Genomic DNA, 21,476 nt, shown 5'->3' with positions numbered 1-21,476 from the left:
TATGTCACTATTAAATGTAGTGTGGCTGCGCAATGATTTGCGTTGTTTTGATAATATAGTATTGAATAGTGCCATTGATGATGCTGCCAAAACTGGTGCTGCAGTGCTGGCCTTGTTTATTGCAACACCGCAGACCTGGCAATTGCACGATATGGCAGCGATAAAGCAAGATTTACTTCGCCGTCGGGTGTTGCAACTAGAGCAAGAGTTAGCGCTGCTAAATATACCAATGCTGGCGGTAGAAGGGAGCAGTTACCAACAGGTAACCTCGGTGTTCAGTGCGTTAAGCCTGCAGTTTCAGTTGAAGATATTTGTACAAACTGAGTATGAACTGCGTGAGCAACTGCGTGATGTCGCCGTAGAGCAATGGTTACATGGACAATCTGGCCAGTTTATTCGTTTCGATAGTCAGTGCATTATGCAACCAGGAAGCATACGCACTCAGCAAGGCGATATTTATAAAGTGTTTACGCCGTTTAAGCGTACCTGGCTGGCTAGATTGAAAGAGCAGGGTGTACAGTGCTACACAAAACCTAAAGCACTGCCAGCAACAAACCTACAGATAGTTCAGTTGGCATTGCCGCAGTTACCGGCGCTAAGAAACGGTGACAACAGTTCGGCAGCATGGCCGGTAGCAGAAGCCGATGTACTGCAGCTGATGCGCGGATTTTGTCGTGACAAGGTGCAGAATTATCATCAGTCTCGCGATTTTCCGGCTATTGAAGGCACGTCAAAGCTATCCGCTTATCTGGCGCTTGGTGTCGTATCTCCAGCTCAATGTGTGGCCCGGTTGCAACTCGAAGCAGCCGAAAGCTGGCAACAGGATAAAAGCGGCGCAGAAGTCTGGTTGTCTGAGCTGATTTGGCGCGAATTCTATAAACATATTCTGGTTGCTTATCCTAATCTGATCAAACATCAGCCGTTTCAAGCTGACACTGCTGCTATTCGCTGGCGAAATGACATGGCGCTGTTTAATGCCTGGTGTTCGGGCAGCACAGGCTTTCCTATCGTCGACGCGGCTATGCGCCAACTAAACCAGACTGGCTGGATGCATAACCGTCTACGGATGATAGCCGCTAGTTTTTTGGTAAAAGATTTACATATCGATTGGCGTTGGGGTGAGCGCTACTTTATGTCGAAATTGATAGATGGTGATTTTGCTGCCAATAATGGTGGTTGGCAATGGGCGGCTTCTACGGGTACTGATGCAGCTCCTTATTTCCGCATTTTTAACCCGGTTAGTCAAAGCGAAAAGTTTGATCCAAAAGGCGATTTTATTCGTTTGTATTTACCTGAACTAGCACACTTACAAGGCAAAGCGCTGCATTGGCCACATGCGTTAGGCGGTGTAAAAGCATACAGCAAACCCATTATTGATCACGCTGTTGCGCGTAAATTGACATTAGCGCTTTTTGCAGAGGTAAAACAAAAAAATGAGCACTAACTCCACAGCAAAGATCGGCGCTTTTTTAGATTTCTACAACCAACTATCCGGTAACACTTTGCAGTCACTGTCGTTGATGTATCATCCGCAAGTGGTATTTATTGACCCCGTGCATGAAATTCATGGCTTGAGCAGCCTTAATAGCTACTTCGCCAACGCCTATGCCCGGCTTGAGTTTTGTCGGTTTAACGCCCTACAGCAAATGGAACAAGATGAACAGGGTTTTGTTAGCTGGCAAATGCAGTTTATTCACCCGGCAATCAGTAAAAATAAAACGATTCAGGTTGATGGTTGTACTGTACTACGTTGGCAGGATGGCTTAATTATTTACCATCGTGATTACTATGATTTAAACGACATGGTTTACCGCCACCTACCAGTACTTGGTTGGGTAACCGGTAAAATTAAGCAACGCATGTCTAATACGCACGCCTGAATGGGTAGCAATATACAAGTTAACTAAAGGATAAGTATGCGCATAGCAGTAGTTGGAGGTGGTATTTCAGGCATGATGGCTTGGTATTTACTAGATAAGCATCATGATGTTACCGTATTTGAAGCGAATGACTATCTTGGTGGTCACACTGCTACGGTCGAGGTTGAAGTGCAAGGGCAGTCCTATGCTATTGATACCGGCTTTATTGTGTTTAATAACTGGACCTATCCAATTTTTAATCGCTTTATCTCTGAGCTAAATGTGGCGTATCAGCACACCACTATGAGTTTTTCGGTTAAAAATAGTGCGAAAAATCTCGAATATAACGGTAATACGCTTAGCAGCCTGTTTGCTCAGCGGCGCAATTTGCTTCGCCCATCATTCTGGCTGATGCTTTTGGATATCATCCGCTTTAATAAGCTGGGCAAAAAGTTACTGGAAGAGGATAGCGCAGATTTGGAGTTGTCACTTGGTGATTTTTTGCGTAAGCACGGTTTTGGTGAGGCAATAAAACACAATTACCTGCTGCCGATGGGCGCTGCCATTTGGTCGGCTGGCTTGGCTGATATGCCAGCATTTCCGGTACGTTTTTTTCTACGATTTTTTAATAATCATGGACTATTAAATGTTACTAACAGGCCGCAGTGGTCGGTAATTAAGGGCGGCTCCAAACGTTATGTCGACGCTTTGGTGGCGCAGCTTGGTGCTGAAAAAGTGCGCTTGAAACAAACTATAGCTGCAATAAAGCGGGACGAAAGCGGTATAGTATTGCATTTTGCTGATGGCACTACTGAGCAATTTGATAAGTTGATCTTAGCTTGTCACAGTGATGAAGCACTTAAGTTACTTGGCACTGACGCTACCGATGCTGAGCGTTCTGTACTTGGCGGCATAGCTTACCAGCAAAATGAAGTGGTGTTGCACACCGATATTGCGTTGCTGCCAAAACGGCAACGTGCCTGGGCCGCCTGGAACTATAATTTGGACGCTAATGTCAATGACAGAGCGACGCTGACATATAATATGAATCTGTTGCAGGGTATTGATGCACCGGTGACTTTTTGTGTAACGCTAAACAACAGCGATGCCATCGATAAGGATAAAATTTTGGGCGTTTATCGCTACAGCCATCCGGTATACAACCATTACACTTTGGCAGCACAACAACAACGTAACAAAATCAACGGTCAGCAGCACACATATTTTTGCGGTGCCTATTGGCATAATGGCTTTCATGAAGATGGCGCCAGAAGCGCTGTTGATGTCGCTGCTTTGTTGGGGGTAGATTACTGATGCACTCTGGCCATGCGGTTTATCAGGGCGAGGTTGGCCATTTAAGGCTGGTACCGCGCGAGCATGGCTTTAGCTATTCTGTAGCGTACTATTGGCTGGACACTGATCAGTTGGAGCAGCCATCTTTGTCAGCACATGGTATCTGCTATGAGCGGTTTGGCGCGTTAAGTTACCGGCGACGTGATTATCTGGCCGGCGAGGACAATCTGTATCGCGCGGTATGTAACAAGCTAACTGAGCTTGGTGCGGCCACTTTGCCAGCAAAGGTGTTTGTTCTGACACCTCTGGCAAACTGGGGCCTGTATTTTAGCCCGCTCACCTTGTATTACTGCTTTGACGACACAAGCGAGTTGTGTTATTTGCTGGCTGAAGTATCTAATACGCCATGGAATGAGCGGCATTACTACTTACAAACTATCATTGCCGGACAACAATGTTACCAACATGCTAAGGCATTTCACGTTTCACCTTTTAACCCTTTAGCAATGCAGTATCACTGGCAGATTAGTGCACCAGATACCAGTTTGATTTGTAGCATTACTAATACTCAGAATGACAACAAAATATTTAGCGCCTGGATAAATCTTAGCCGGCATCCACTTACCTCCGACTGGAAAAAGCGCTGGCTGATCCGTCAACCTTGGCAAAACGTACAGGTTGTACTGCGTATATACTGGCATGCACTTAAATTACTTCTAAAAGGTGTACCTGTGCATGCCCACCCCAAAACAAAGGATACAAATGCATGACAATGAGTCTTACTGAAACTTCAGTATTCGATAATCTGAGTTGGGTTGAGCGCCTTTGCCGTAAGTTTGCGCTGGATTTTATCAGCCAGTTAAAGCATGGCGATATTACGGTAGTAGAAGGTAATCAACGGCTGCGTTTCGGTGACGAGCACGCACAACTGAAGACGGTTATTACGGTGGTTGACCCGGCATTTTATCAAAAAATGGTTATGGCAGGTTCAGTAGGCGGCGGCGAGGCGTATATATATGGCTGGTGGCGCTGCGATAATCTTACTGCATTGGTGCAAATTTTTGCACTGAATCTGACTACACTGGATAAGTTAGACTCTGCGATTACCCGACTTGGCAGGCCTTTGTTAAAGCTGTTGAACTGGCGTAACCGTAATTCTAAAGCTCAAGCTAGGAAAAACATCGCGGCCCACTACGACTTGGGTAACGATATGTATCGTTTGTTTCTTGATGACAGCATGATGTACTCCAGCGCGGTGTATCCGGATGGTGCTGCGGATTTGGCGACGGCGCAGCAGCATAAATTGCAGCTTATTTGTCAGCGATTGCAGTTAAAGGCTACTGACCATCTGCTGGAAATAGGCACAGGCTGGGGTAGTATGGCAATTTACGCTGCACAGCATTACGGCTGTAAAGTGACGACGACGACAATTTCGCAGCAGCAATATGATTATGCCAAAGCACGGATTGAGGCTTTGGGCTTGCAACAGCAAATAACCTTGCTGCTGAACGACTATCGTGATCTTAGTGGCCACTACGACAAGCTGGTATCGATTGAAATGATAGAAGCTGTAGGGGAGGAGTACCTCGATACTTATTTTGCTAAATGCGCCAGTTTGCTTAAACCGGATGGTTTGATGGTGTTGCAGGCAATAACTATTGTCGATCAGCGCTACAGCCAATATGTACGCGAAGTAGACTTTATAAAGCGCTATGTTTTCCCTGGCGGTTGTCTGCCCTCTGTAAGTCGGATGACCGATGCAGTAAGTCGTAAAACTGACTTGGTGGTGCGACAGTTGCAGGATATAGGTTTTGATTATGCGCAAACCTTAAAAGATTGGTGTGATAATTTTATGCATGCCAGAGACAAGGTACATCAGCTGGGATATGACGATAACTTTGTCCGGTTGTGGCAGTTTTATCTGTGTTATTGCGAAGGGGGCTTTCGTGAGCGAGCGACCAGCGCAGTACATATGGTGTTAGCTAAGCCGCAAAATCGTAGTGCTTAGTTGCAGTTTACATAGTAAAACGCCGGGCAATGCCCGGCGTTTTGTTTTCAGGCCTCTGGGACCAAAATTATGCCATGCTCGCTGATAACAATTTTCTTGTCTTTGTACAGACTACCAATGGCTTGCTTATAGGCTTTTTTGCTAACACCAAACGTGGCGTAAATCTGCTCTGGTGAGCTTTTGTCAGTAAGCGCCAGCTTGCCACCATTTTGTTGAAGTTTCTTTAATACCTGCTCTGTAAGCTCTAGCGCTTGCTTATAGGTGGTAGAGTTTAACCGCAAGTCAATTTTACCATCGTCGCGCACTTTTACGATGTAAGCTGGCATTTTTTCACCCCGGCGCAGCAGCTTAAACACTTCATTACTGTACAGTACGCCCCAGTGTTGGTGGTTTACTATCGCTTTGTAACCAATGTCGGTTTGTTCGCTGACAATAATGTCCACTTTATCGCCGGCATGATATAGCGGTGTGGTTTTGTGCAGGTGGCGATCGAGTTTGCTCGAAGCAACGATACGATTGCTGTTATCAACATAACAGTACAGCAAATATTTTTGGCTTTCTTTTAATGGAATTTGCTGTTCGCTAAAGGGCACCAACAGATCTTTTTTCAAACCCCAATTCACAAAAGCGCCAACTTTGGTAGTGGCAACAACTTGCAATTGTGCTACTTCGCCAACTTTTATTTTCGGCTGCTCAGTGGTGGCAATTAGTTGGTCTTCTGAATCCAGATAGAGAAACACATCCAGTTCACTACCAAGTTCCAATCCGGCCGGAGCCACATTGTTCGGTAGCAAAATTTCTCCCCAGCTAAGACCATCCAGATAAAAACCAAACTTAACCTGCTTTTTTACCGATAAACGATTAATTTTTCCAAGAGCCAGCATGCGACATCCATAAATTTGCCCGGGTGGGCTGTAACAATGGCGCTATTGTAGCGGTTTTTTTGCCGTACTGCTTTAAATTAGCCCTGACATGGTAAACTTAACGCCATTAGTCTTTCATGCAGGTCAGCAATTACGTGTTGTCACAACCATTACTACATCCACGCAATATTCATCAGGGGCGTTATGATTTTAGCGCTTTGCTCAAAGCTTATCCGGCGCTGGAAAGTTTTATCTGCGTAAATCCGGCAGGTGAGCCGACAATAGATTTTAGCGATAACAATGCCGTGTTAGCACTTAATCAGGCGTTGCTGGCGAGCTATTACAATGTCAGGTTTTGGCAACTCCCACAGGGGTACTTGTGCCCGCCAGTGCCGGGCCGTGCAGACTACGTACACTATTTGGCGGATTTGTTGGCACGCAGCTTTGCCACTGTTCCGCGCGGTAAACAGATAACATTATTAGACATTGGCACCGGGGCTAATCTGATTTATCCGATTATTGCCAGTCAAAGTTATGGTTGGCAGGTGGTTGGCAGTGATACAGATCTATTGGCGGTAAACACTGCCAGGGTAATAGCCGCCAGCAATCCGGCGTTGCGCTCTCATGTCCGGGTTGTGCAGCAGCAAAATAGTGCGATATTCGCTGGTATTATTTTGCCTCAGCAGCGCTTTCACCTGACAATGTGTAACCCACCCTTTTTTGCCTCGCAAGTCGAAGCAGAAGCTGCCAGCAGTCGCAAATGGACTAACCTTGGCAAAGCAGCTCAGGGACATCAGCGAAATTTCTCCGGCCAGCAGCACGAGCTCTGGTGCAAAGGCGGCGAGTTGGCATTTATTAGCCAAATGATTACCGAAAGTCAGTTATATAAACCGCAAGTATGTTGGTTCAGCAGCCTGGTATCACAACAAAAGCATCTGTCGCCGTTGCAAAAGCTGTTGCGAAGTGTAGGCGCAGCGCAAACAGAGGTAATTGACATGCGCCAGGGCCATAAAGTAAGCCGCATTTTGGCTTGGAGTTATCTGACGCCAGCACAGCAGCAGGTGTGGCAAACTACTCCTGAGGCTAGCTGAAGTATTTTATCTGCTTAGCTTGCATGCCTGCTGCAGCATATTTCTGCCATACTTTTTCGTGCACAACATAACCCAGGGTATTTACTGCGGGTTCAACTATTGCGATAAGGCCTCCTAACATCAGGCTACCCGTGATGAGATAAGTAACAGTAAAGGCAATGCTAAAGTGCATAATCGCAAAGGTAAGGGTTTTCGTCATGGCGTTGATCTCAATAGTTGCTTTGATGCAGATAATAACCGTTCTTATTATTGTTTAAAGTGAATTAATGTGTTTGTACTAATCGAATATACAGATGATAACGTAATAGCTGTGAGCAGACGTTAGGAGCAGATATGGATTGGCGGCAATGGCTAGATGTAAAACAGTACGAATTTTTGCTGCATTGGTTTATGCGCAGACAGCGCGAACTGAAGTTAGCCGAGCTAAATGAGCCATTAGCTTATGACAGTTTTAGTTTATATGATCAGTTGTGCCAGCAGATGTTAAGAGAAGCTGCTATAGCGTATCTTGAGCAGTTTTCACAGCCTGTTGCGCCGATTGCCTTAACCAATATGCTTCATCTGGCAGAGTTAGAGCTGGCGGGCAGGCCAGTTAAGCAGCCCAAATCAGCAATACATTAGCGCTGTGTAGTGGTTTATTGAGCGTTGTCTTGTTCAATCCGCTTTAGCGCATCTATTAACATCGGTAGATCAAGCTTGTCATTTAACGGTAGCAGAGTACCTGCAGACCAGACACCATAACTCCCATCGGCGCGCAGCAATATCATTTTATCTTTTTTAAAACTGATAACGGTGTCGCCGCTAATGTTCAGTTTAGGCAAGCTGCTGGGTTGTAGCAGGTTATCACCCAACCAACTGTTGCGGCCGACACAGCCAGCTTGAGCCAATAATGTCGGCAGCCAATCCAGATGTTGTGTGACCTGGTGTGGTTGTAGTTGATGAAGCCCTGACCAGTTTGACCATGCCGGTGCCGGCGCCAGTAAAAAATTACTGTGTTTAGACGTAAGTGACATGACAACTAATTGAGTAAATTGTTGATAATAAACCCAATTGTTTTGCGGCGCATCATCAAAAATAATGGCGAACTGCGCTGTAGGCTGCTGTGTCAGCCAGGGTAGTAGCTCTGTAGCAGTACCGGGTGCGATACTGACCGAAACTAAATCTGCCGGCATTTTACTTAGCCAACCCGGAGCAGCATTAAGCTGCTCGGTGGCTTGGGGATTAGCATTGAATTTGCCGTATAGCAGGTTTAACAGCGCCTCTTCGTTGTTACGCGGTGCAAAATGTTGCGCCAGCGGTTTAAGACGCTCTGCAGACAACCACTGTTGCTGGTCGTCAGTCAATTGCCTTGCCACAACAAGCGCAGTGCTTGGCCCGGCAGGCGCAGCGCATTGTGCAACGCCGCTGCCATTAACCCGGCTACTAAGCATAAGGTTATCCAATTGCAGCTGGGAGCGACTATTTAAATCGACTAACTGGTGTCGTGCCAGTAAGGTTTTTGCTGTTGCCGGATAAGACAATGGCAGTACATTATCTTGCTTTGTCACGTCGTAGTTCAGATTGGCATCGGCATAAATATGCAGTAGATGACTCAACATAAAGCTGCCAATAAACAACCACAATAACGGTTTAGCGATGCCAGATTGTTTTAAACGCTCTACTTTTTTCCAGCAGTAGTTGCTAAGCGTAAGTTGTAGCGCCAGTAGCAAGGCGCCAACTGCTAATACGATCAACACAAAATTACGCAGGTTCGTGACGATTTGTTGACGCAGCAAATCTATTGTTTGGTCAAGCGATGTGCTGCCAATATGGTAACCCAGGCTGGCATACACGTAGGCATCGAAAATTAACACGATAAATGCCAGCGTAGCCAAAATAGCCGCCAAGCCTCGAACATGTCGCTGATAAGGGAATACCAGGGATATTGGAAAGATGGTGAGAATAAAAAACATAAAGCACAAAAAGGCAGTATGCCCAAGCCAATTTAACACTAAATACGAGCTGCCTAACAGCGTTTGCGGCAAAGGTTCAGATAGCCAGAATACCGCTGTGACACTTAGTGCGAGCAGAATATTAAAAAAGCTGAACCAGTGGCCCCAGTTCAGCAGCCGGTTCACTTTTTTTACCAGAGACAGGTTATTTTCCAGCACCATAACTGTTTAGCTGGCCTTACTTGTGATTGCGTCTGCCAGGGCTTGGTTAAAATGCTTTACCACGTCAAGTCGTTGCGCTGGTGGGACGCTGCTGTTAACGACGTGGCTAATCGCATTGCCCAGACACATCAGGCTAAGTTCGGTCGTGGCGTTATCGGCATGCAGTACATCGAGTAACTGATTAACCAGCTTTTCAATTTGGGCAGTGGAGTACTTTGATACAATTGGCATGAATTATCCGCAAATAATATGGTTTAAACAGGTAGAATAGTATCAGAATTCATTTTAAACAGGAAAAGTTATGTCAGTAGATGTACAGCAGTTGGCGATAAACTATCTGGAGCTGGATGAGCAGGGACAAAGTAAAGCGCATTATCGCCCGTCTCTGGTAGAGCCCACTGCCGCTGTCGCGCATTTAGTAGAGCAGTTGCACCTGGCGTATAACGGTAAACCCGCTAAAGGCTATGCGGCATTTAACGCTGAAAAAGACCAACAGGTAGCTACTGTACTGCATGACTGGCAAAAACAAACCAGTGACTTTAGTGTCTTGGCAAATACCGCTACCTCAGCATTGGAACAGCAACTGCAGGCGCACCAACTGCCTGAAAGCGGTTATTTACTGGTGTGTCATTACCGTTATCTGGCCAGTGACTATCTGCTGTTTTGTTTGTTGGGCAGTAAAGATCACTTTTCACTGACAGAGCAACTGGAGCTGGCGACATCACGTCATCTGGATATTGCCAGAATGCAGCTGGCGGCCCGCATAGATCTTACCGAGTATCAAAGCTCGCCTGAGCAGGGCAAATATATTAGCTTTATCCGTGGTCGTGCCGGGCGTAAAGTTGCCGACTTTTTTCTCGACTTTCTCGGCTGTGCGGAAGGTACCGACGCTAAAGCGAATAGTAAGGCAGTGCTAGCGTCAGTGGAGGAGTATTTCACTGCGGCAGAGTTTGACAATGCTGAAAAAAACGATGCCCGAAGGCAAGTGTTCAGTTACTGCGAAGAGCGCGCAAAAGCGGGGCAGGACGTGGTGTTATCTGAATTATCTGCAGTTGTTGATGAGCAAGAACAACAAGGCTTTTTGCGTTATTGTCAGGAACAGCAGCTACAAGTGGCTGAACAGTTTCCGGTTGAAGTAAAAGAACTCAAAAATCTGGTGAAATTTGCCGGACAGGGGGCAGGACTGTCAATAAGCTTTGAACAAAAGTTGCTAGGCGAAAGGGTGCAATATGACCCGCACAGTGACACTATTTTAATCAAAGGTACGCCGCCGAATCTACGCGACCAGTTGCAGCGTTTTATTCAAGGCTATTCGGCTTTTGATCGGACTTCACGTGCTGACTCTGAGTAGCGGGTTTCGTTTGCCGCGGTTGTTCGTTCTGCCGCGGTTTTAACGTTGGCATGGTAAACTTAACAGCGTGTTTAAGCAGTAAAATATTGCTAATTACCACACCAAAAGCCAGCGTTAATGCCCAAAATAACGGCCAGTTCATTGCTTATCCCCGCAGATATTGCTGACATATTGATTAAATATGCTATCCAGATACTGCAGCACTAGCGACTGCCCGGCTATAGGATGTTTTTCAAGACATAACCTGAGTAGCGCTGGCGTCATTTGCGCTAAATATTTCCCGGCTATGGGCTGATAGCTCAGATGCCATGGCTCGGCCGCAACACCACCTTGAAACTCGCGATACGGCAAAAAAAAATCAAATGTTTCAGCATTTGCACTTAGCCATTGTTGCAGATGGTGAAACGGGCCATTTGGGCCATATTCAGCCGGATCAAGTTGGGGCTTATAGTCTGGCGGTACTGCTGCTGCGTCATAGATATCCAGGTCTGTACCCCAGTGATGGCGGCTGGCACCCGGCAGAGCAGAGTACAACAATATCGCGTCGAGTTTTGCTTTGCCGGTTAAACCTGCGACATCAATCAGTTGACCATCCAGGTTAAACACCGGCCTTGAGCCGGCAAATTTTGCTTGCCAGATAGCCTGCTGGCGCTGGTAAGAGCGAAAAGCGGAAACAATTTTTAGCTCAATACCAACCAACTTCGCCGCAGCGCACAATGCAATATAAGGTTGCTCAACATCTTTATGCAGCATAAAACCGCCTGAGCGGGTCAGCAAATGCTGCTCGCTCAGGCCGGTCAGGATCGCATTACTGATAACGGTCATAGGCTAAGTTCAAGTTGCTCCAGTACGGCTTCATACATTTTAGCCAACTGTTCCAGATCGGTAACTGACACACATTCGTTAATTTTGTGAATAGTGGCATTACAGGGACCCAGTTCAACAACCTGAGCGCCGGTGGGGGCAATAAAGCGGCCATCAGAGGTGCCTCCTGTGGTTTCAAGCCTTGGCTCAAAACCCTGCACTTGAAAAATGGCTTTAACGGTGGCATCAACCAAAGAGCCTTTGTCGGTCAGAAACGGTAAGCCGTTTAACGTCCAGTTTAGGGTGTAATTCAAACCGTGCCTGTCCAGCAAAGCGATAACGCGTTGTTGTAATTGCTCCGCGCTGCTTTGTGTGCTGTAGCGAAAGTTAAACATCACATTTAACTCACCGGGGATCACATTGGATGCGCCAGTACCAGCGTGAATATTGGCTATCTGAAAACTGGTTGCCGGAAAGAAAGCGTTGCCTTCATCCCAGTGTTCTGCAGCAAGTTCAGCCAGTGCTGACGCTGCTTTGTGTACCGGGTTTTCAGCCAATTGCGGATAGGCCACATGCCCCTGAACACCTTTTACACTCAGTTGACCGGTTAAAGAACCGCGGCGACCATTTTTAACCACGTCACCTGCCTTCTGGCTGCTGGAGGGTTCACCTACAATACACCAGGTTATTTTCTCATTACGCGCTTCCAGAGTTTCTATTACTCGTTTGGTGCCATTGATAAACGGGCCTTCCTCATCACTGGTTATGAGGTAGGCTAAATCGAACTTTGGTTCTGAGTAGCGCTGTAAAAAACGTTCAGTCGCCACAATCATTGCAGCCAGGCTGCCTTTCATATCTGCAGCCCCACGACCATACAGTGTATCGCCGACAATTGTGGGTTCAAACGGCGGCGTATGCCATTGCTCCAACGGACCTGTTGGTACTACATCAGTATGACCAGCAAAGCAAAATAATGGTTTGCCATTTCCACGCCTCGCCCACATGTTTAAGGTGTCATCAAAGTGCATAACTTCAATATTAAATCCCGCAGCAGATAGCCGAGACGCCATAAGTTTTTGGCAGCCTGCATCCTCTGGTGTTACTGAAGCGCGCGCGATGAGCGCTTTGGCCAGATCGATTACATTACTTGTTGTCATGCTGAGGCTCCAAAAATTTTCTGATACTCTGCCGGCTTAAATCCAAGGTGGTATTTACCGTTGTGTAATAGCAATGGTCGTTTGATCATCGCCGGTTGAGCCAACATCAAATCCAGTGCTTTTTGTTCGGTCAGATCCGTTTTATCATTATCAGGCAACTGGCGATAAGTGGTGCCTCGTGTGTTGAGTAATTGTTGCCAAGTGCAGGCAGCAGCAAATTGCCGAAGCTGCTCTAGACTCAGGCCGTCAGCGCGGTAATCAATAAACTGATAGTTAATCTGCTGTTGCTCAAGCCAATGCCTTGCTTTCTTCATCGTGTCGCAATTTTTAATGCCATAAAGAGTGGTCATAATTGTTTATTCTTTTAGTTGATTATCAGTATTGTTCTTTATTATCAGCAGAGGATCTGTACCGGCAAGAACCAGACGCTGGCAGGCATGTATTTCCGCTATGGTGTTGTCAGGACACAGCATAACAACGGCGTAACTGTTGCGGTGCTTAACTAGCGGCAGTTCAAAAGTTAGTAGAAGCTGACCAGCAACAACCGACCCTTTATTGGAATGCTGCTTCCGCATGTGTTGTTGTCCACAGAGCTCGTTGCTAAACTCAACTTGCAACGTCAGCCCACTATGATGCTTTATGCTGACTCGTCTGTTGTACTGCAAACTAAATTCACAGTCGCCGTTAAACGGCGCCAGCAGTGTACCTTGCGTAAGTTGGATGCACAAAGCCGCTGGTAATACATTTGTGTTATATAACAGATCCGGATGTGATGTTACAGGCAAAACGTAACCACTTAGCGGGCTTGTAATAATGACACCGTCTTTGCATGAAAGGGTGCTATGCCATGCGATCATTAAGCGTCCTCAGATCAGCAAATTGAGCCCTATGCTAAACTATTCTTCTGCATTGGCTCAAGTGAGCTTGTAAAAGGTAATTGTGACAGTGTTATGATACTTTTATTGTTTAGCAATGAAATTCGCGTGAATGCAGCGTTTTTCTATATTAAATCTATTAACATTTAGGTTTTTCCGATATTTTACTGCGTTACAGTTGTCCACAGATTGTGTGGATAACTTTGTGTGAAACGATTTCGATCCAGTGTAATGTTTTGAATATTATAGTTATTTCTGTTGGCATGCTTTTTGTTTGCATTGGCCAACGCCTTGTTTTTAACCAAAGCACAAAAAACCTCTGTTTTGTACTACAAAACACAGCTGTTAAGGCTTCGGTTAATTAAAAACCGATTTATTGCAGGTTTTTTACTAGCATAGATTGTTTTTTCAGTTGAGTTTTGTACGCCAGCGATGCTGTCTGCGGGTGGTGGCGTTAGCCAAAATAGTGTAAATTGTAATATGGTTTTCTGATAACCGTTTCGGAGTTAGTTATGCAGTATCCACTTTACGCTACTGTGCGTGCGGGCAGAGAATACAGTAAACAATGGCCGGCGCAGGCAGAGCTTAACAGCTTGTTTATCGATAATAAGGTAATTTTATTAACGTCTTTGACGGCACGCATTATGCCGATGGCTGCCTTGTGCTGTGCGGTTGTTCAATACTGGTTTTTGGGTAAAGATTTTTTACCACAAATTATTGCAATGTCACTGCTGTTGGCATCTTTACCCATACAAGGCTGGTACTGGTTAGGTATTAGGGCTGCTACACCACTACCTCCAGCAGTTGCCGCATGGTATCAACAAATCCGACAGAAAATGCAACAACAGGGTATAGAAATGGCTGCGATTAAGGCGCCAGGTTGCTATCGCGATCTGGCGCTTTTATTACGCAAGGCTTATCAGCAATTAGATAAAACCTTTGTCAGAGACTGGCTGTAACCACCCGCATGATGGTAATAATAAGTTTAGCTAAACACTGACCAAACCGGAGCATGGTCTGAAGGCTTGTCAATTCCCCGTAACTCGTAGTCTATGCCACTATCAATACAGCGCTGTGCCAGTGCTGAGGTGGCCATAATAACGTCGATGCGCAGGCCCCTATTGTCTAAGAAACCTTTAGAGCGATAATCAAACCAACTGTATTGTGCTTCCACGTTAGGGTGTAGAGCGCGAAAAGTATCTGTCAGGCCCCAGTCCTTTAATCGTTGTAACCATGCCCGCTCTTCAGGTAAAAACGATGTTTTACCTTCACGCAACCAGCGTTTGGCGTTGGCTTCGCCGATACCAATATCTAAATCTATTGGCGAAATATTTATATCACCGATAACAGCCAGCAACTCCTCTGGGTTATGGTGTTCGATTAAAAACTGCTGCAAGTCATTATAAAATTTTGTTTTAGCGGGAAATTTAACCGGATGTTCACGGTTTTCGCCCTGTGGGAAATATCCATTTAGTACAGTTAATGGTGTTCCGTCCGGCATATTAAAGCTACCAATCAGCATACGTCGTTGCGCATCAACTTCATCCGTTGGAAAACCATACTGCATTTTTATTGCGGGCAGCTTACTCAAAATGGCCACGCCGTAATGGCCTTTCTGGCCAAAATGGTAGACGTGATAACCCATAGCCTGCACATCGGCCAGCGGAAACTCGTCGTCATGCACTTTAATTTCCTGCAAACCGATAATATCTGGTTGATGTTTATCTATCAGCGCCTGTAGCTGATGTAATCTAGCTCGGATGCCATTGATGTTAAAAGAAATTATTTTCATGCTGCTATTAGCCCTTACTCTATTGATGCGGCAAAGTGTTCGGATCATAACACTTTATCTTTTGCTGTGGCACAATGACAGCGTAAGTGTTAACACCAAGCCATTAGGTGGAGTATCTAATTGTCAGCCCTTGTTATTGATAGCCCGTCGTTCAGTTATCAGCTCTACTACAGTAAGAAAAGACGTAGTGTGGCCCTGCAAATTAAACAAGGCGAGCTTATTGTGCGGGCGCCTTTAGGCTATTGCCTTAGCGACATACAAAAATTGGTAGAAAAAAAGAAATCCTGGATCTCGAAGCATTTACAACAAGCGCAACAACAAGTAAAACCCGATTGGCTGATGCAGCGGCAAGTGCCAGTGCTTGGCATTATGATGCCGTTGCACTTGCAGTTTGGCTTAAAATCGCAGGTACAGCATGTTGAATATTGCCTTACTGTTACCGTATCTACACGCACTGCAGCACAAAATTTTCAACGCCGAGCACTGGTTTTGATACAGCAGTGGTATCAAGAGCAGGCAGCTTGTTGGTTTACTGAGCGGGTAGCTTATTGGCAGAACCGGATGCAACTGCGGGCAGGAGAGTTAGTGATAGGGAATTGGCAGACGAAGTGGGGCTACTGTAAAAGTACAGCACAGCTAGGTTTTAATTGGCGCTTGCTGATGGCACCGGCTTGGGTTGCTGATTATGTGGTTGTGCACGAGTTGGCACATCTTAAGCACCTGAATCATTCATCACGTTTTTGGCGATTGGTTACGCTGCATTATCCACAAGCAGAGCTAGCGAAAGTATGGCTTAGGCAGAACCAACATCAACTGGCGTTATAAAAAAAGCGCCGGCGATTAAGCCGGCGTAAACACTAGGACATCAAAACAGGAGAGAACATAAACAGTCTAATGACTACTAATTACTCAGACTGCTATCGCAGCGATTAATTCAAAATATTTTTCTTCTTTTTTCCACACTGTGGTTTTGCTTTTAACGCCTTGTTTGGTTTAAGCTCCAAACCATAAATATACGCTTTAACAATTAGACAGCTAGTATGGCTGCATATGCTATGGGCACCACTATGACAAATTTACTGCGCTTGCAGCAGCTTGCCAAGTTACTTGACATTACCCGTTTACAGGATGACGAAACAACCCAATCATTTGCGAACTGGCTGCAAACCGTTGCTGATATTTCTGCCGCGGCTTATTGCGTATATCCGCAGTTTTTACCTGCAGTTCAGCAGTGGTCATTGCGAAAAAGCGGTATGGCGTTGGCTACAGTGGTTAATTTTCCTACCGGAAATCAACCGGCAGATCGCGTTTGTGAGCAAATACGTCAGGCTAAAACATTGGGGGCGACAGAGATTGATTGTGTTCTTCCCTATAAATCCTTACTTCGTGGTGAATATGGGGCAGTTAAGAGCTTTCTATATGATGTGCGCCAAGCATCGGCACAGCAATGTTTGAAAATTATTATTGAGTCCGGAGAGTTACTAACAGCACAACAGGTGGCGAAGGCAACAGAACTTGCAATTGAAAGTGGTGCTGATTTTGTCAAAACGTCAACCGGAAAAGTGCCCGTAGGCGTTACTGAAGAAGCCGCCCGAATTATGTTAACGGTCATTAAAGCGGCAGACCGTCAGGTTGGTTTTAAGGCTTCAGGCGGTGTGCGAAGTGTTGAGCAGGCATTGTCCTTGATACGGCTTTATGAGGGGATAACTGGAAATATTGCAACCAGTGAACACATGCGTATAGGCGCTAGTGTGCTAGCAAACGATGTTGCATCGCTGTTGCAGCAAGAGGTCTAACGGCGGAACTGATCGCGCAATTTGTCAAATTGCTGTAATAGCTCTTTATAACGCGCGCGATGATGCTCTGGTAATGGCATATTATCGACAACACGAAACGTTTTTTTACAGCGTTCAAATAACTCTGTAGATTTACGTTTTTTTTGGCTGTGTAACATCTGAATTGATGCCTGGATAAGATTAAGAGCGCAACCCGTATTCATCGGTGCAAGTTCAAGTGCAGACTCAAAGTGTTTGACTGCGACAACAAAATTGCCCGCTTTATAGCTTTGAATGCCCGCTTTATTTAACTCACCGAATTTGTTTTGTTTCTGATCAAGAAAGCTGTTTTGGTCAGCGAATAAAGTTTTAAGCAGGGGATTCTTCATTGTTCCGGCGGGCAGCAATTTGTCAAGTGTGGCAGCCTGCTCATACTCTCCAATTTGATTCAGTAAAAAAATAGCGTCTGGTAACAACTGATGTTGTTCTGATAACTGTTCAGCTACTGCTGCGTAGGTTCTTTTTGCTTGATATTGTGCGCCGTGTAACGATTCTAATCTGGCCTGACATAAATGCTCAAACAGTTCAAAATTAATTTCCCGGGTCATACCGTCATCTCGCTTGACCCGTTGCAGTGCTAAGGATACTTCCTGTAGGTAACGATTCCTCTGTGATAGATCATCAGTACGTACTGCAGCATCAATGATACTTCGAATGTAATTCAGCAGATGCACAATATCTTGTTTAACTGAACGGCGGGTGATTTCGTATAGCTGCTTACTGGCTTGTACTTGCTGAGGAATATTGTCCAACCCCCGAGCTATATCGATGAGCAAATACTGCCGTTGCATGTTAAAAGGCGCGATTTCTGCGGCAGACAATATGTTGCTAAGTGCATTATCTAAGTCACCAGTTGCCTGATAACACAGTGCTTTGATGTCGAAAGCCTCAGCAAAGTAGCGGTTGTCAACGATGGCTTCGTCACATAACAGCTGACAGTCTTCAAAGCGTTGTTGCTGAAAACAAATTTTAGCTTGTAGCAGCAGAGCCCAGCCGTTACGACGTTGTACTAGCGACTGTGTCAAAATATGCTCTGCCTCTTGAAGCTTTCCAAGTTTAATCAAGCTTTCCACTAATACCCGTTTACAGAATTGCTGATAACGGCCTTCCTGAGCGACTTCCTGCTGACATAACGCTATGGCTTGTTTGGGCATATCATCAAACAACGCCTGATATAAATCTGCTAGCTGAGTTTTTTTCCGTTGGATACGTTGGATGCGGCTGCGCAATACGTTTTGTGAAAAAGGTTTAATCAGGTAGTCATCTGGCTCCAGCTCTACAGCGCTCATCACCATAGGCACGGAGTTTTCACCGGTTACCAACATAAAAATGCTGTGTGGTGGCAGCAATTTTTTCTCTCTCAGATCTTCAAGTAGTTGTTTGCCGTTTTTGCCTATACCCAAGTGATAATCAACAAACAAAATATCGTAACTTGCCACAGAGCATTTTGCTAATGCTTGCTCGCCAGTAGGGGCAAAAGCTACATTGGTTGCTCCCAGAGAGTAAAGGATTCCTTTAAACATAAGCTGGAAAGCTCGTTGATCATCGACAATTAATACCCGTTGATTTTCGAGCGTTTTATTATTCATTTACACCACTTGACGTTTGCTTATTGCAGACTAAGTGTCGGAAATAACGCAAAATATAGCAAGAAAAAATGAGGTGAATTGCAAGGATGGTAAACTAATTAGAAATGATTGCGGCTTGGCAGGGAAATGGTGGAGGGGGAAGGATTCGAACCTTCGAAGGCAGTGCCGGCAGATTTACAGTCTGATCCCTTTGGCCACTCGGGAACCCCTCCACGAGTGGTCGGCATATTATCAAACTTACTTTTGATGTAAAGCAATTTGCTAAACTTTTTTGTCTGACTGCCGATAATTCCAACAAGATAATAGATTTTTCGGTAAATTAGCTAAAATGACGATAGTCTTCAATGAGTGGCAACTTAATAGTAAGTTAAATCGTGCTTTGCAGAGTTCGCAACGCGCGGACTTTGCCATGTATCTTGCTTGGATTACGCCTGCTGTTGATGAAGCTGCACAATTCTGCACACCACAACTACCAATAGAACATATTCAACAAAACTTGCAGCAACAGCTCGGCGTACAAGATGCCAGAACTTTTTGTCAAATTGAAACCGATATTGAGGTTATGTTGCATCATAGCGAAGCGCTACAACAAAGCGGATTAGCACAGCTAAAGCTAGCAACTTATCTTAATCAGCCACCGTTAGCTCAGTTTGACGACAAAAGTAGGTTAGCCACTGAAATATGGCAGAGTTTAAGCCTCCATACTCGCAGACGTTTACAGCAAATTACACCGAGTAAGCAGGATGCTAATCCTACAGAACTTTATGAGTTGCTAGAACAGCTGCATGGCAACAACGCAGCATAAAACAGGATATTAACTGCCGGATAGCCTGTGCGGGTTGCATTGTTTAAATTTTTTTCCGCTGCTGCAGGGGCAGAGCGCATTGCGGAGTATCTTAACGGGCGCAGTGTCTGTTATAACACCGTCAACATAATACCAGGCGTCTTCATACACAAATCTTGAGCGCTCAGTGAGTTCGTACAGCATATTCTGTTGTATGTAGCGGACATTGAAGCTGACATAGCCTTGCATATTGCTTTGCTCACAAGACTGCACTTTAAGGGCAATAAAATGACTATTATCAGCAAAAGCAGCTAAAGCCACCTTGGGGTTATCAACCCGGCTGGAAGAATGATAAGTGTTGTATATATAGTCAATATCACGCAGGCAATAAGCGCTGTAGCGTGATCTCATTAACGCCTCGCAGCAATTCGTGCTAACCATCCCTGTTAAAAAGGGCTGGCAGCACAAATTAAATGGTTTGGCTGAACTGCAAAAGCACAACATACTTGTGTTATCCAACACTATAAAAGGCAGCCATTTTAACTCAATTCAGTATGTTTGTCCTTCGAGCAGGAATTATCCTTAATGCGCTAAGCTCGGCTGATGCATCTGTTCACATTGATAAAACCAGGTGTTATTGCCTACTGCCAATTTACGGCAAGAGTCCATTTGTTGTTGGTCCAACTGATCTGCAAAGTTAATCACAACCTTACAACTGGCAGAGCTCAGTGCCTGTTTAATTGTGGCTTCTAAATCGTTAATCTGTTTTTGGTGTACAACCAAAACATTGTGCAACGATAATTGGTAGTGCTCTGCCCATTCTTTATCGGGTATATAAGTAGGAGCAATTAACAGAACCCAGCCTTGCTGGTGCTGATGTTGCTGAATAAGCTGCAGTAAACTATGCCGCGAGTGACCTGCTGCGAGCGCGTTGACGTCTGTTACAGAATGTATTTTCAATAAGCTGCTATCGTTATAACTGGTTTTGGTTAAATGCTTGTATTGGATACCGGGTAAACGATGTTGCATATCAGCCTCTGTATGTTTATTTGTACAGTGTATGTATATACAGTAGTTTGGCGTTGTTTAAAAAGCAAGCATATTTTGCTGTCATTCAACAAATTTTACTGGCTGGACCATTAGAGCTCTAATTTTGGGTAGAATAACCTGCTTATATAAGAAGAGAGTTAGTGATCGATGTTGTTAGAAAAGTACGTTAACCAAACTAATGAAGGTTTTAGTTTTAGTCGAAAACAGGCGTGTGAGTTTGCAAAGCAGGTGGCAACAGATTTTAATCCGATTCATGACGAAGATGCCAAGCGCTTTTGTGTCCCGGGTGATTTATTATTTTCTTATCTATTGACTCGTTACGGCATTACTCAACAACTTAGTTGCAATTTTTCTGGCATGGTAGGGGCGGATGTTGTCTTGCAATGTAAAGAGTATGACAATCTTATTAGCATCTGCGATAGTCAGGACAAGGTATATTTGTCGTTGCAACACAGTGGTGCTTGTCGGACAGATCTTAGCGTGATAGAACCGTTGATCCGCGATTATGTGAAATTCTCCGGTCAGAACTTCCCACATATACTACAACCGCTAATGCAGAAGCATCAGGTAATGATTAACCCGACGCGGCCTTTGGTTATCTACGAGAGTATGGCATTGAGCTTTATCAACCTGCCTGAGCATAAAGTTGACTTAAGTCTCACAGCATCGTCTTTGCAGATAGAAGGCAAACGTGGCAATGTCTTGTTGCAGTTTTCTTTATCAGAGCAGGGTAATCTTATTGGCAAAGGAGAAAAACGTATGATTCTGAGCAACCTGATGCCTTACGAAGAAGCGCAAATGCAGAAAATGGTGACTGAATATAATAGTCGCAAGGCGGGTACTTGGTAAAACAGTGCCATATTGTATATTTAATCATCGGTTGAGCTGGGTTCTGCCACTTATTTTAAATAACCGCTTGCGCCAGTTTAAAAACGCCCTATAATGCGCGCCATGCCACGGGGTGCTGCGGTT

Annotated in this window: 26 protein-coding genes and 1 tRNA gene; 13 read left to right on the top strand and 14 right to left on the bottom strand. The window is 45.1% G+C overall.

Features of this window, described 5'->3' with window-relative positions; translation table 11 throughout:
- The first annotated feature begins 1 nt into the window (after position 1).
- From phrB to ACYVIC_RS13155, 5 genes are read left to right on the top strand one after another with little or no spacing between them, the layout of a single operon-like run.
- Positions 2-1,444 (top strand): deoxyribodipyrimidine photo-lyase, encoded by a 1,443-nt coding sequence (phrB, locus tag ACYVIC_RS13175; protein WP_460860630.1) that lies wholly within the window; start codon positions 2-4, stop codon positions 1,442-1,444.
- Complete coding sequence (locus ACYVIC_RS13170; RefSeq protein WP_460860628.1) at positions 1,434-1,880, top strand: nuclear transport factor 2 family protein; 447 nt, start codon at positions 1,434-1,436, stop codon at positions 1,878-1,880. The genes phrB and ACYVIC_RS13170 overlap by 11 nt, the downstream gene beginning before the upstream one ends.
- Positions 1,881-1,916: 36 nt before the next feature.
- Positions 1,917-3,173, top strand: coding sequence for an NAD(P)/FAD-dependent oxidoreductase (locus ACYVIC_RS13165; RefSeq protein WP_460860626.1), 1,257 nt, complete (start codon positions 1,917-1,919; stop codon positions 3,171-3,173).
- Complete coding sequence (locus ACYVIC_RS13160; RefSeq protein ID WP_460860625.1) at positions 3,173-3,922, top strand: DUF1365 domain-containing protein; 750 nt, start codon at positions 3,173-3,175, stop codon at positions 3,920-3,922. The genes ACYVIC_RS13165 and ACYVIC_RS13160 overlap by 1 nt, the downstream gene beginning before the upstream one ends.
- A complete protein-coding gene (locus ACYVIC_RS13155) occupies positions 3,919-5,160 on the top strand; it encodes a class I SAM-dependent methyltransferase (RefSeq protein ID WP_460860624.1) in 1,242 nt (413 codons plus the stop codon). Before ACYVIC_RS13160 ends, ACYVIC_RS13155 begins: the two co-directional genes overlap by 4 nt.
- A 47-nt stretch (positions 5,161-5,207) precedes the next feature.
- Here ACYVIC_RS13155 and ACYVIC_RS13150 read toward each other — a convergent pair whose 3' ends face one another.
- Positions 5,208-6,044: a CvfB family protein gene (locus ACYVIC_RS13150; protein ID WP_460860622.1), complete on the bottom strand. Its 837-nt coding sequence runs from the start codon at positions 6,042-6,044 to the stop codon at positions 5,208-5,210.
- 134 nt (positions 6,045-6,178) lie between these two features.
- Here ACYVIC_RS13150 and rlmF point away from each other — a divergent pair, with 134 nt between their 5' ends.
- The gene (rlmF, locus tag ACYVIC_RS13145; RefSeq protein ID WP_460860621.1) at positions 6,179-7,114 is read left to right on the top strand and encodes a 23S rRNA (adenine(1618)-N(6))-methyltransferase RlmF; all 936 of its coding nucleotides are present in this window, start codon (positions 6,179-6,181) and stop codon (positions 7,112-7,114) included.
- Here the strand turns inward: rlmF and ACYVIC_RS13140 are convergent.
- Positions 7,107-7,313 (bottom strand): DUF2061 domain-containing protein, encoded by a 207-nt coding sequence (locus ACYVIC_RS13140; protein ID WP_460860620.1) that lies wholly within the window; start codon positions 7,311-7,313, stop codon positions 7,107-7,109. The genes rlmF and ACYVIC_RS13140 overlap by 8 nt on opposite strands.
- A 134-nt stretch (positions 7,314-7,447) precedes the next feature.
- On the opposite strand from ACYVIC_RS13140, the gene ACYVIC_RS13135 reads away from it, so the two are divergent.
- On the top strand, positions 7,448-7,735 hold the full coding sequence (locus tag ACYVIC_RS13135; RefSeq protein ID WP_460860618.1) for a hypothetical protein: 288 nt from the start codon (positions 7,448-7,450) through the stop codon (positions 7,733-7,735).
- A 14-nt stretch (positions 7,736-7,749) separates the two neighbouring features.
- Here ACYVIC_RS13135 and ACYVIC_RS13130 read toward each other — a convergent pair whose 3' ends face one another.
- Positions 7,750-9,267 (bottom strand): DUF3413 domain-containing protein, encoded by a 1,518-nt coding sequence (locus tag ACYVIC_RS13130; RefSeq protein WP_460860617.1) that lies wholly within the window; start codon positions 9,265-9,267, stop codon positions 7,750-7,752.
- 6 nt (positions 9,268-9,273) lie between these two features.
- Positions 9,274-9,498 carry a YejL family protein gene (locus ACYVIC_RS13125; RefSeq protein WP_460860616.1) on the bottom strand — a complete coding sequence of 75 codons (225 nt, stop codon included), beginning with the start codon at positions 9,496-9,498 and terminating at the stop codon, positions 9,274-9,276.
- 70 nt (positions 9,499-9,568) lie between these two features.
- Here ACYVIC_RS13125 and yejK point away from each other — a divergent pair, with 70 nt between their 5' ends.
- Entirely contained in the window at positions 9,569-10,618 is a 1,050-nt protein-coding gene (gene yejK, locus ACYVIC_RS13120; protein ID WP_460860615.1) for a nucleoid-associated protein YejK, read from the top strand.
- Here yejK and ACYVIC_RS13115 read toward each other — a convergent pair.
- From ACYVIC_RS13115 to ACYVIC_RS13095, 5 genes are read right to left on the bottom strand one after another with little or no spacing between them, the layout of a single operon-like run.
- Complete coding sequence (locus ACYVIC_RS13115; RefSeq protein WP_460860613.1) at positions 10,566-10,760, bottom strand: DUF2897 family protein; 195 nt, start codon at positions 10,758-10,760, stop codon at positions 10,566-10,568. The two genes, yejK and ACYVIC_RS13115, sit on opposite strands and share 53 nt — an antisense overlap.
- A complete protein-coding gene (locus ACYVIC_RS13110; protein WP_460860612.1) occupies positions 10,757-11,443 on the bottom strand; it encodes a M15 family metallopeptidase in 687 nt (228 codons plus the stop codon). The genes ACYVIC_RS13115 and ACYVIC_RS13110 overlap by 4 nt, the downstream gene beginning before the upstream one ends.
- Positions 11,440-12,579, bottom strand: a complete 1,140-nt coding sequence (gene dapE, locus ACYVIC_RS13105) for a succinyl-diaminopimelate desuccinylase (RefSeq protein WP_460860610.1) — start codon at positions 12,577-12,579, stop codon at positions 11,440-11,442. The genes ACYVIC_RS13110 and dapE overlap by 4 nt, the downstream gene beginning before the upstream one ends.
- On the bottom strand, positions 12,576-12,929 hold the full coding sequence (locus tag ACYVIC_RS13100) for an ArsC family reductase (protein WP_460860608.1): 354 nt from the start codon (positions 12,927-12,929) through the stop codon (positions 12,576-12,578). The genes dapE and ACYVIC_RS13100 overlap by 4 nt, the downstream gene beginning before the upstream one ends.
- A gap of 6 nt (positions 12,930-12,935) precedes the next feature.
- A complete protein-coding gene (locus ACYVIC_RS13095; protein WP_460860606.1) occupies positions 12,936-13,436 on the bottom strand; it encodes a PTS glucose transporter subunit IIA in 501 nt (166 codons plus the stop codon).
- 530 nt (positions 13,437-13,966) lie between these two features.
- Between ACYVIC_RS13095 and yfbV the strand changes: the two genes are divergently transcribed.
- Positions 13,967-14,413 carry a terminus macrodomain insulation protein YfbV gene (yfbV, locus tag ACYVIC_RS13090; protein ID WP_460860605.1) on the top strand — a complete coding sequence of 149 codons (447 nt, stop codon included), beginning with the start codon at positions 13,967-13,969 and terminating at the stop codon, positions 14,411-14,413.
- Between the two features lie 26 nt (positions 14,414-14,439).
- Here yfbV and xthA read toward each other — a convergent pair whose 3' ends face one another.
- A complete protein-coding gene (xthA, locus tag ACYVIC_RS13085) occupies positions 14,440-15,246 on the bottom strand; it encodes an exodeoxyribonuclease III (protein ID WP_460860603.1) in 807 nt (268 codons plus the stop codon).
- Positions 15,247-15,366: 120 nt separating this feature from the next.
- Between xthA and ACYVIC_RS13080 the strand changes: the two genes are divergently transcribed.
- Entirely contained in the window at positions 15,367-16,071 is a 705-nt protein-coding gene (locus ACYVIC_RS13080) for a M48 family metallopeptidase (protein ID WP_460860602.1), read from the top strand.
- Between the two features lie 242 nt (positions 16,072-16,313).
- Positions 16,314-17,042, top strand: coding sequence for a deoxyribose-phosphate aldolase (deoC, locus tag ACYVIC_RS13075; RefSeq protein ID WP_460860601.1), 729 nt, complete (start codon positions 16,314-16,316; stop codon positions 17,040-17,042).
- Here deoC and ACYVIC_RS13070 read toward each other — a convergent pair.
- Both ACYVIC_RS13070 and ACYVIC_RS13065 read right to left on the bottom strand, forming a co-directional pair.
- Positions 17,039-18,670, bottom strand: coding sequence for a response regulator (locus ACYVIC_RS13070; protein ID WP_460860599.1), 1,632 nt, complete (start codon positions 18,668-18,670; stop codon positions 17,039-17,041). The two genes, deoC and ACYVIC_RS13070, sit on opposite strands and share 4 nt — an antisense overlap.
- A 127-nt stretch (positions 18,671-18,797) precedes the next feature.
- Positions 18,798-18,882: transfer RNA gene (locus ACYVIC_RS13065), tRNA-Tyr, on the bottom strand.
- A gap of 116 nt (positions 18,883-18,998) precedes the next feature.
- Here ACYVIC_RS13065 and ACYVIC_RS13060 point away from each other — a divergent pair.
- A complete protein-coding gene (locus tag ACYVIC_RS13060) occupies positions 18,999-19,475 on the top strand; it encodes a VC2046/SO_2500 family protein (RefSeq protein ID WP_460860597.1) in 477 nt (158 codons plus the stop codon).
- A gap of 9 nt (positions 19,476-19,484) precedes the next feature.
- Here the strand turns inward: ACYVIC_RS13060 and ACYVIC_RS13055 are convergent, their stop codons facing one another.
- Together ACYVIC_RS13055 and ACYVIC_RS13050 are read right to left on the bottom strand one after the other, a co-directional pair.
- Positions 19,485-19,865 carry a YchJ family metal-binding protein gene (locus ACYVIC_RS13055; protein WP_460860595.1) on the bottom strand — a complete coding sequence of 127 codons (381 nt, stop codon included), beginning with the start codon at positions 19,863-19,865 and terminating at the stop codon, positions 19,485-19,487.
- 171 nt (positions 19,866-20,036) lie between these two features.
- Complete coding sequence (locus ACYVIC_RS13050; RefSeq protein WP_460860593.1) at positions 20,037-20,483, bottom strand: SulA-like leucine-rich domain-containing protein; 447 nt, start codon at positions 20,481-20,483, stop codon at positions 20,037-20,039.
- 168 nt (positions 20,484-20,651) lie between these two features.
- Here ACYVIC_RS13050 and ACYVIC_RS13045 point away from each other — a divergent pair, with 168 nt between their 5' ends.
- Positions 20,652-21,353 carry a DUF3581 family protein gene (locus ACYVIC_RS13045; RefSeq protein WP_460860591.1) on the top strand — a complete coding sequence of 234 codons (702 nt, stop codon included), beginning with the start codon at positions 20,652-20,654 and terminating at the stop codon, positions 21,351-21,353.
- Positions 21,354-21,476: the final 123 nt, after the last annotated feature.

Source organism: Rheinheimera gaetbuli (genome assembly GCF_054781935.1).
Note: the sequence above shows the minus strand (reverse complement) of the source record. Positions and strands in the feature narration are given on the sequence as shown.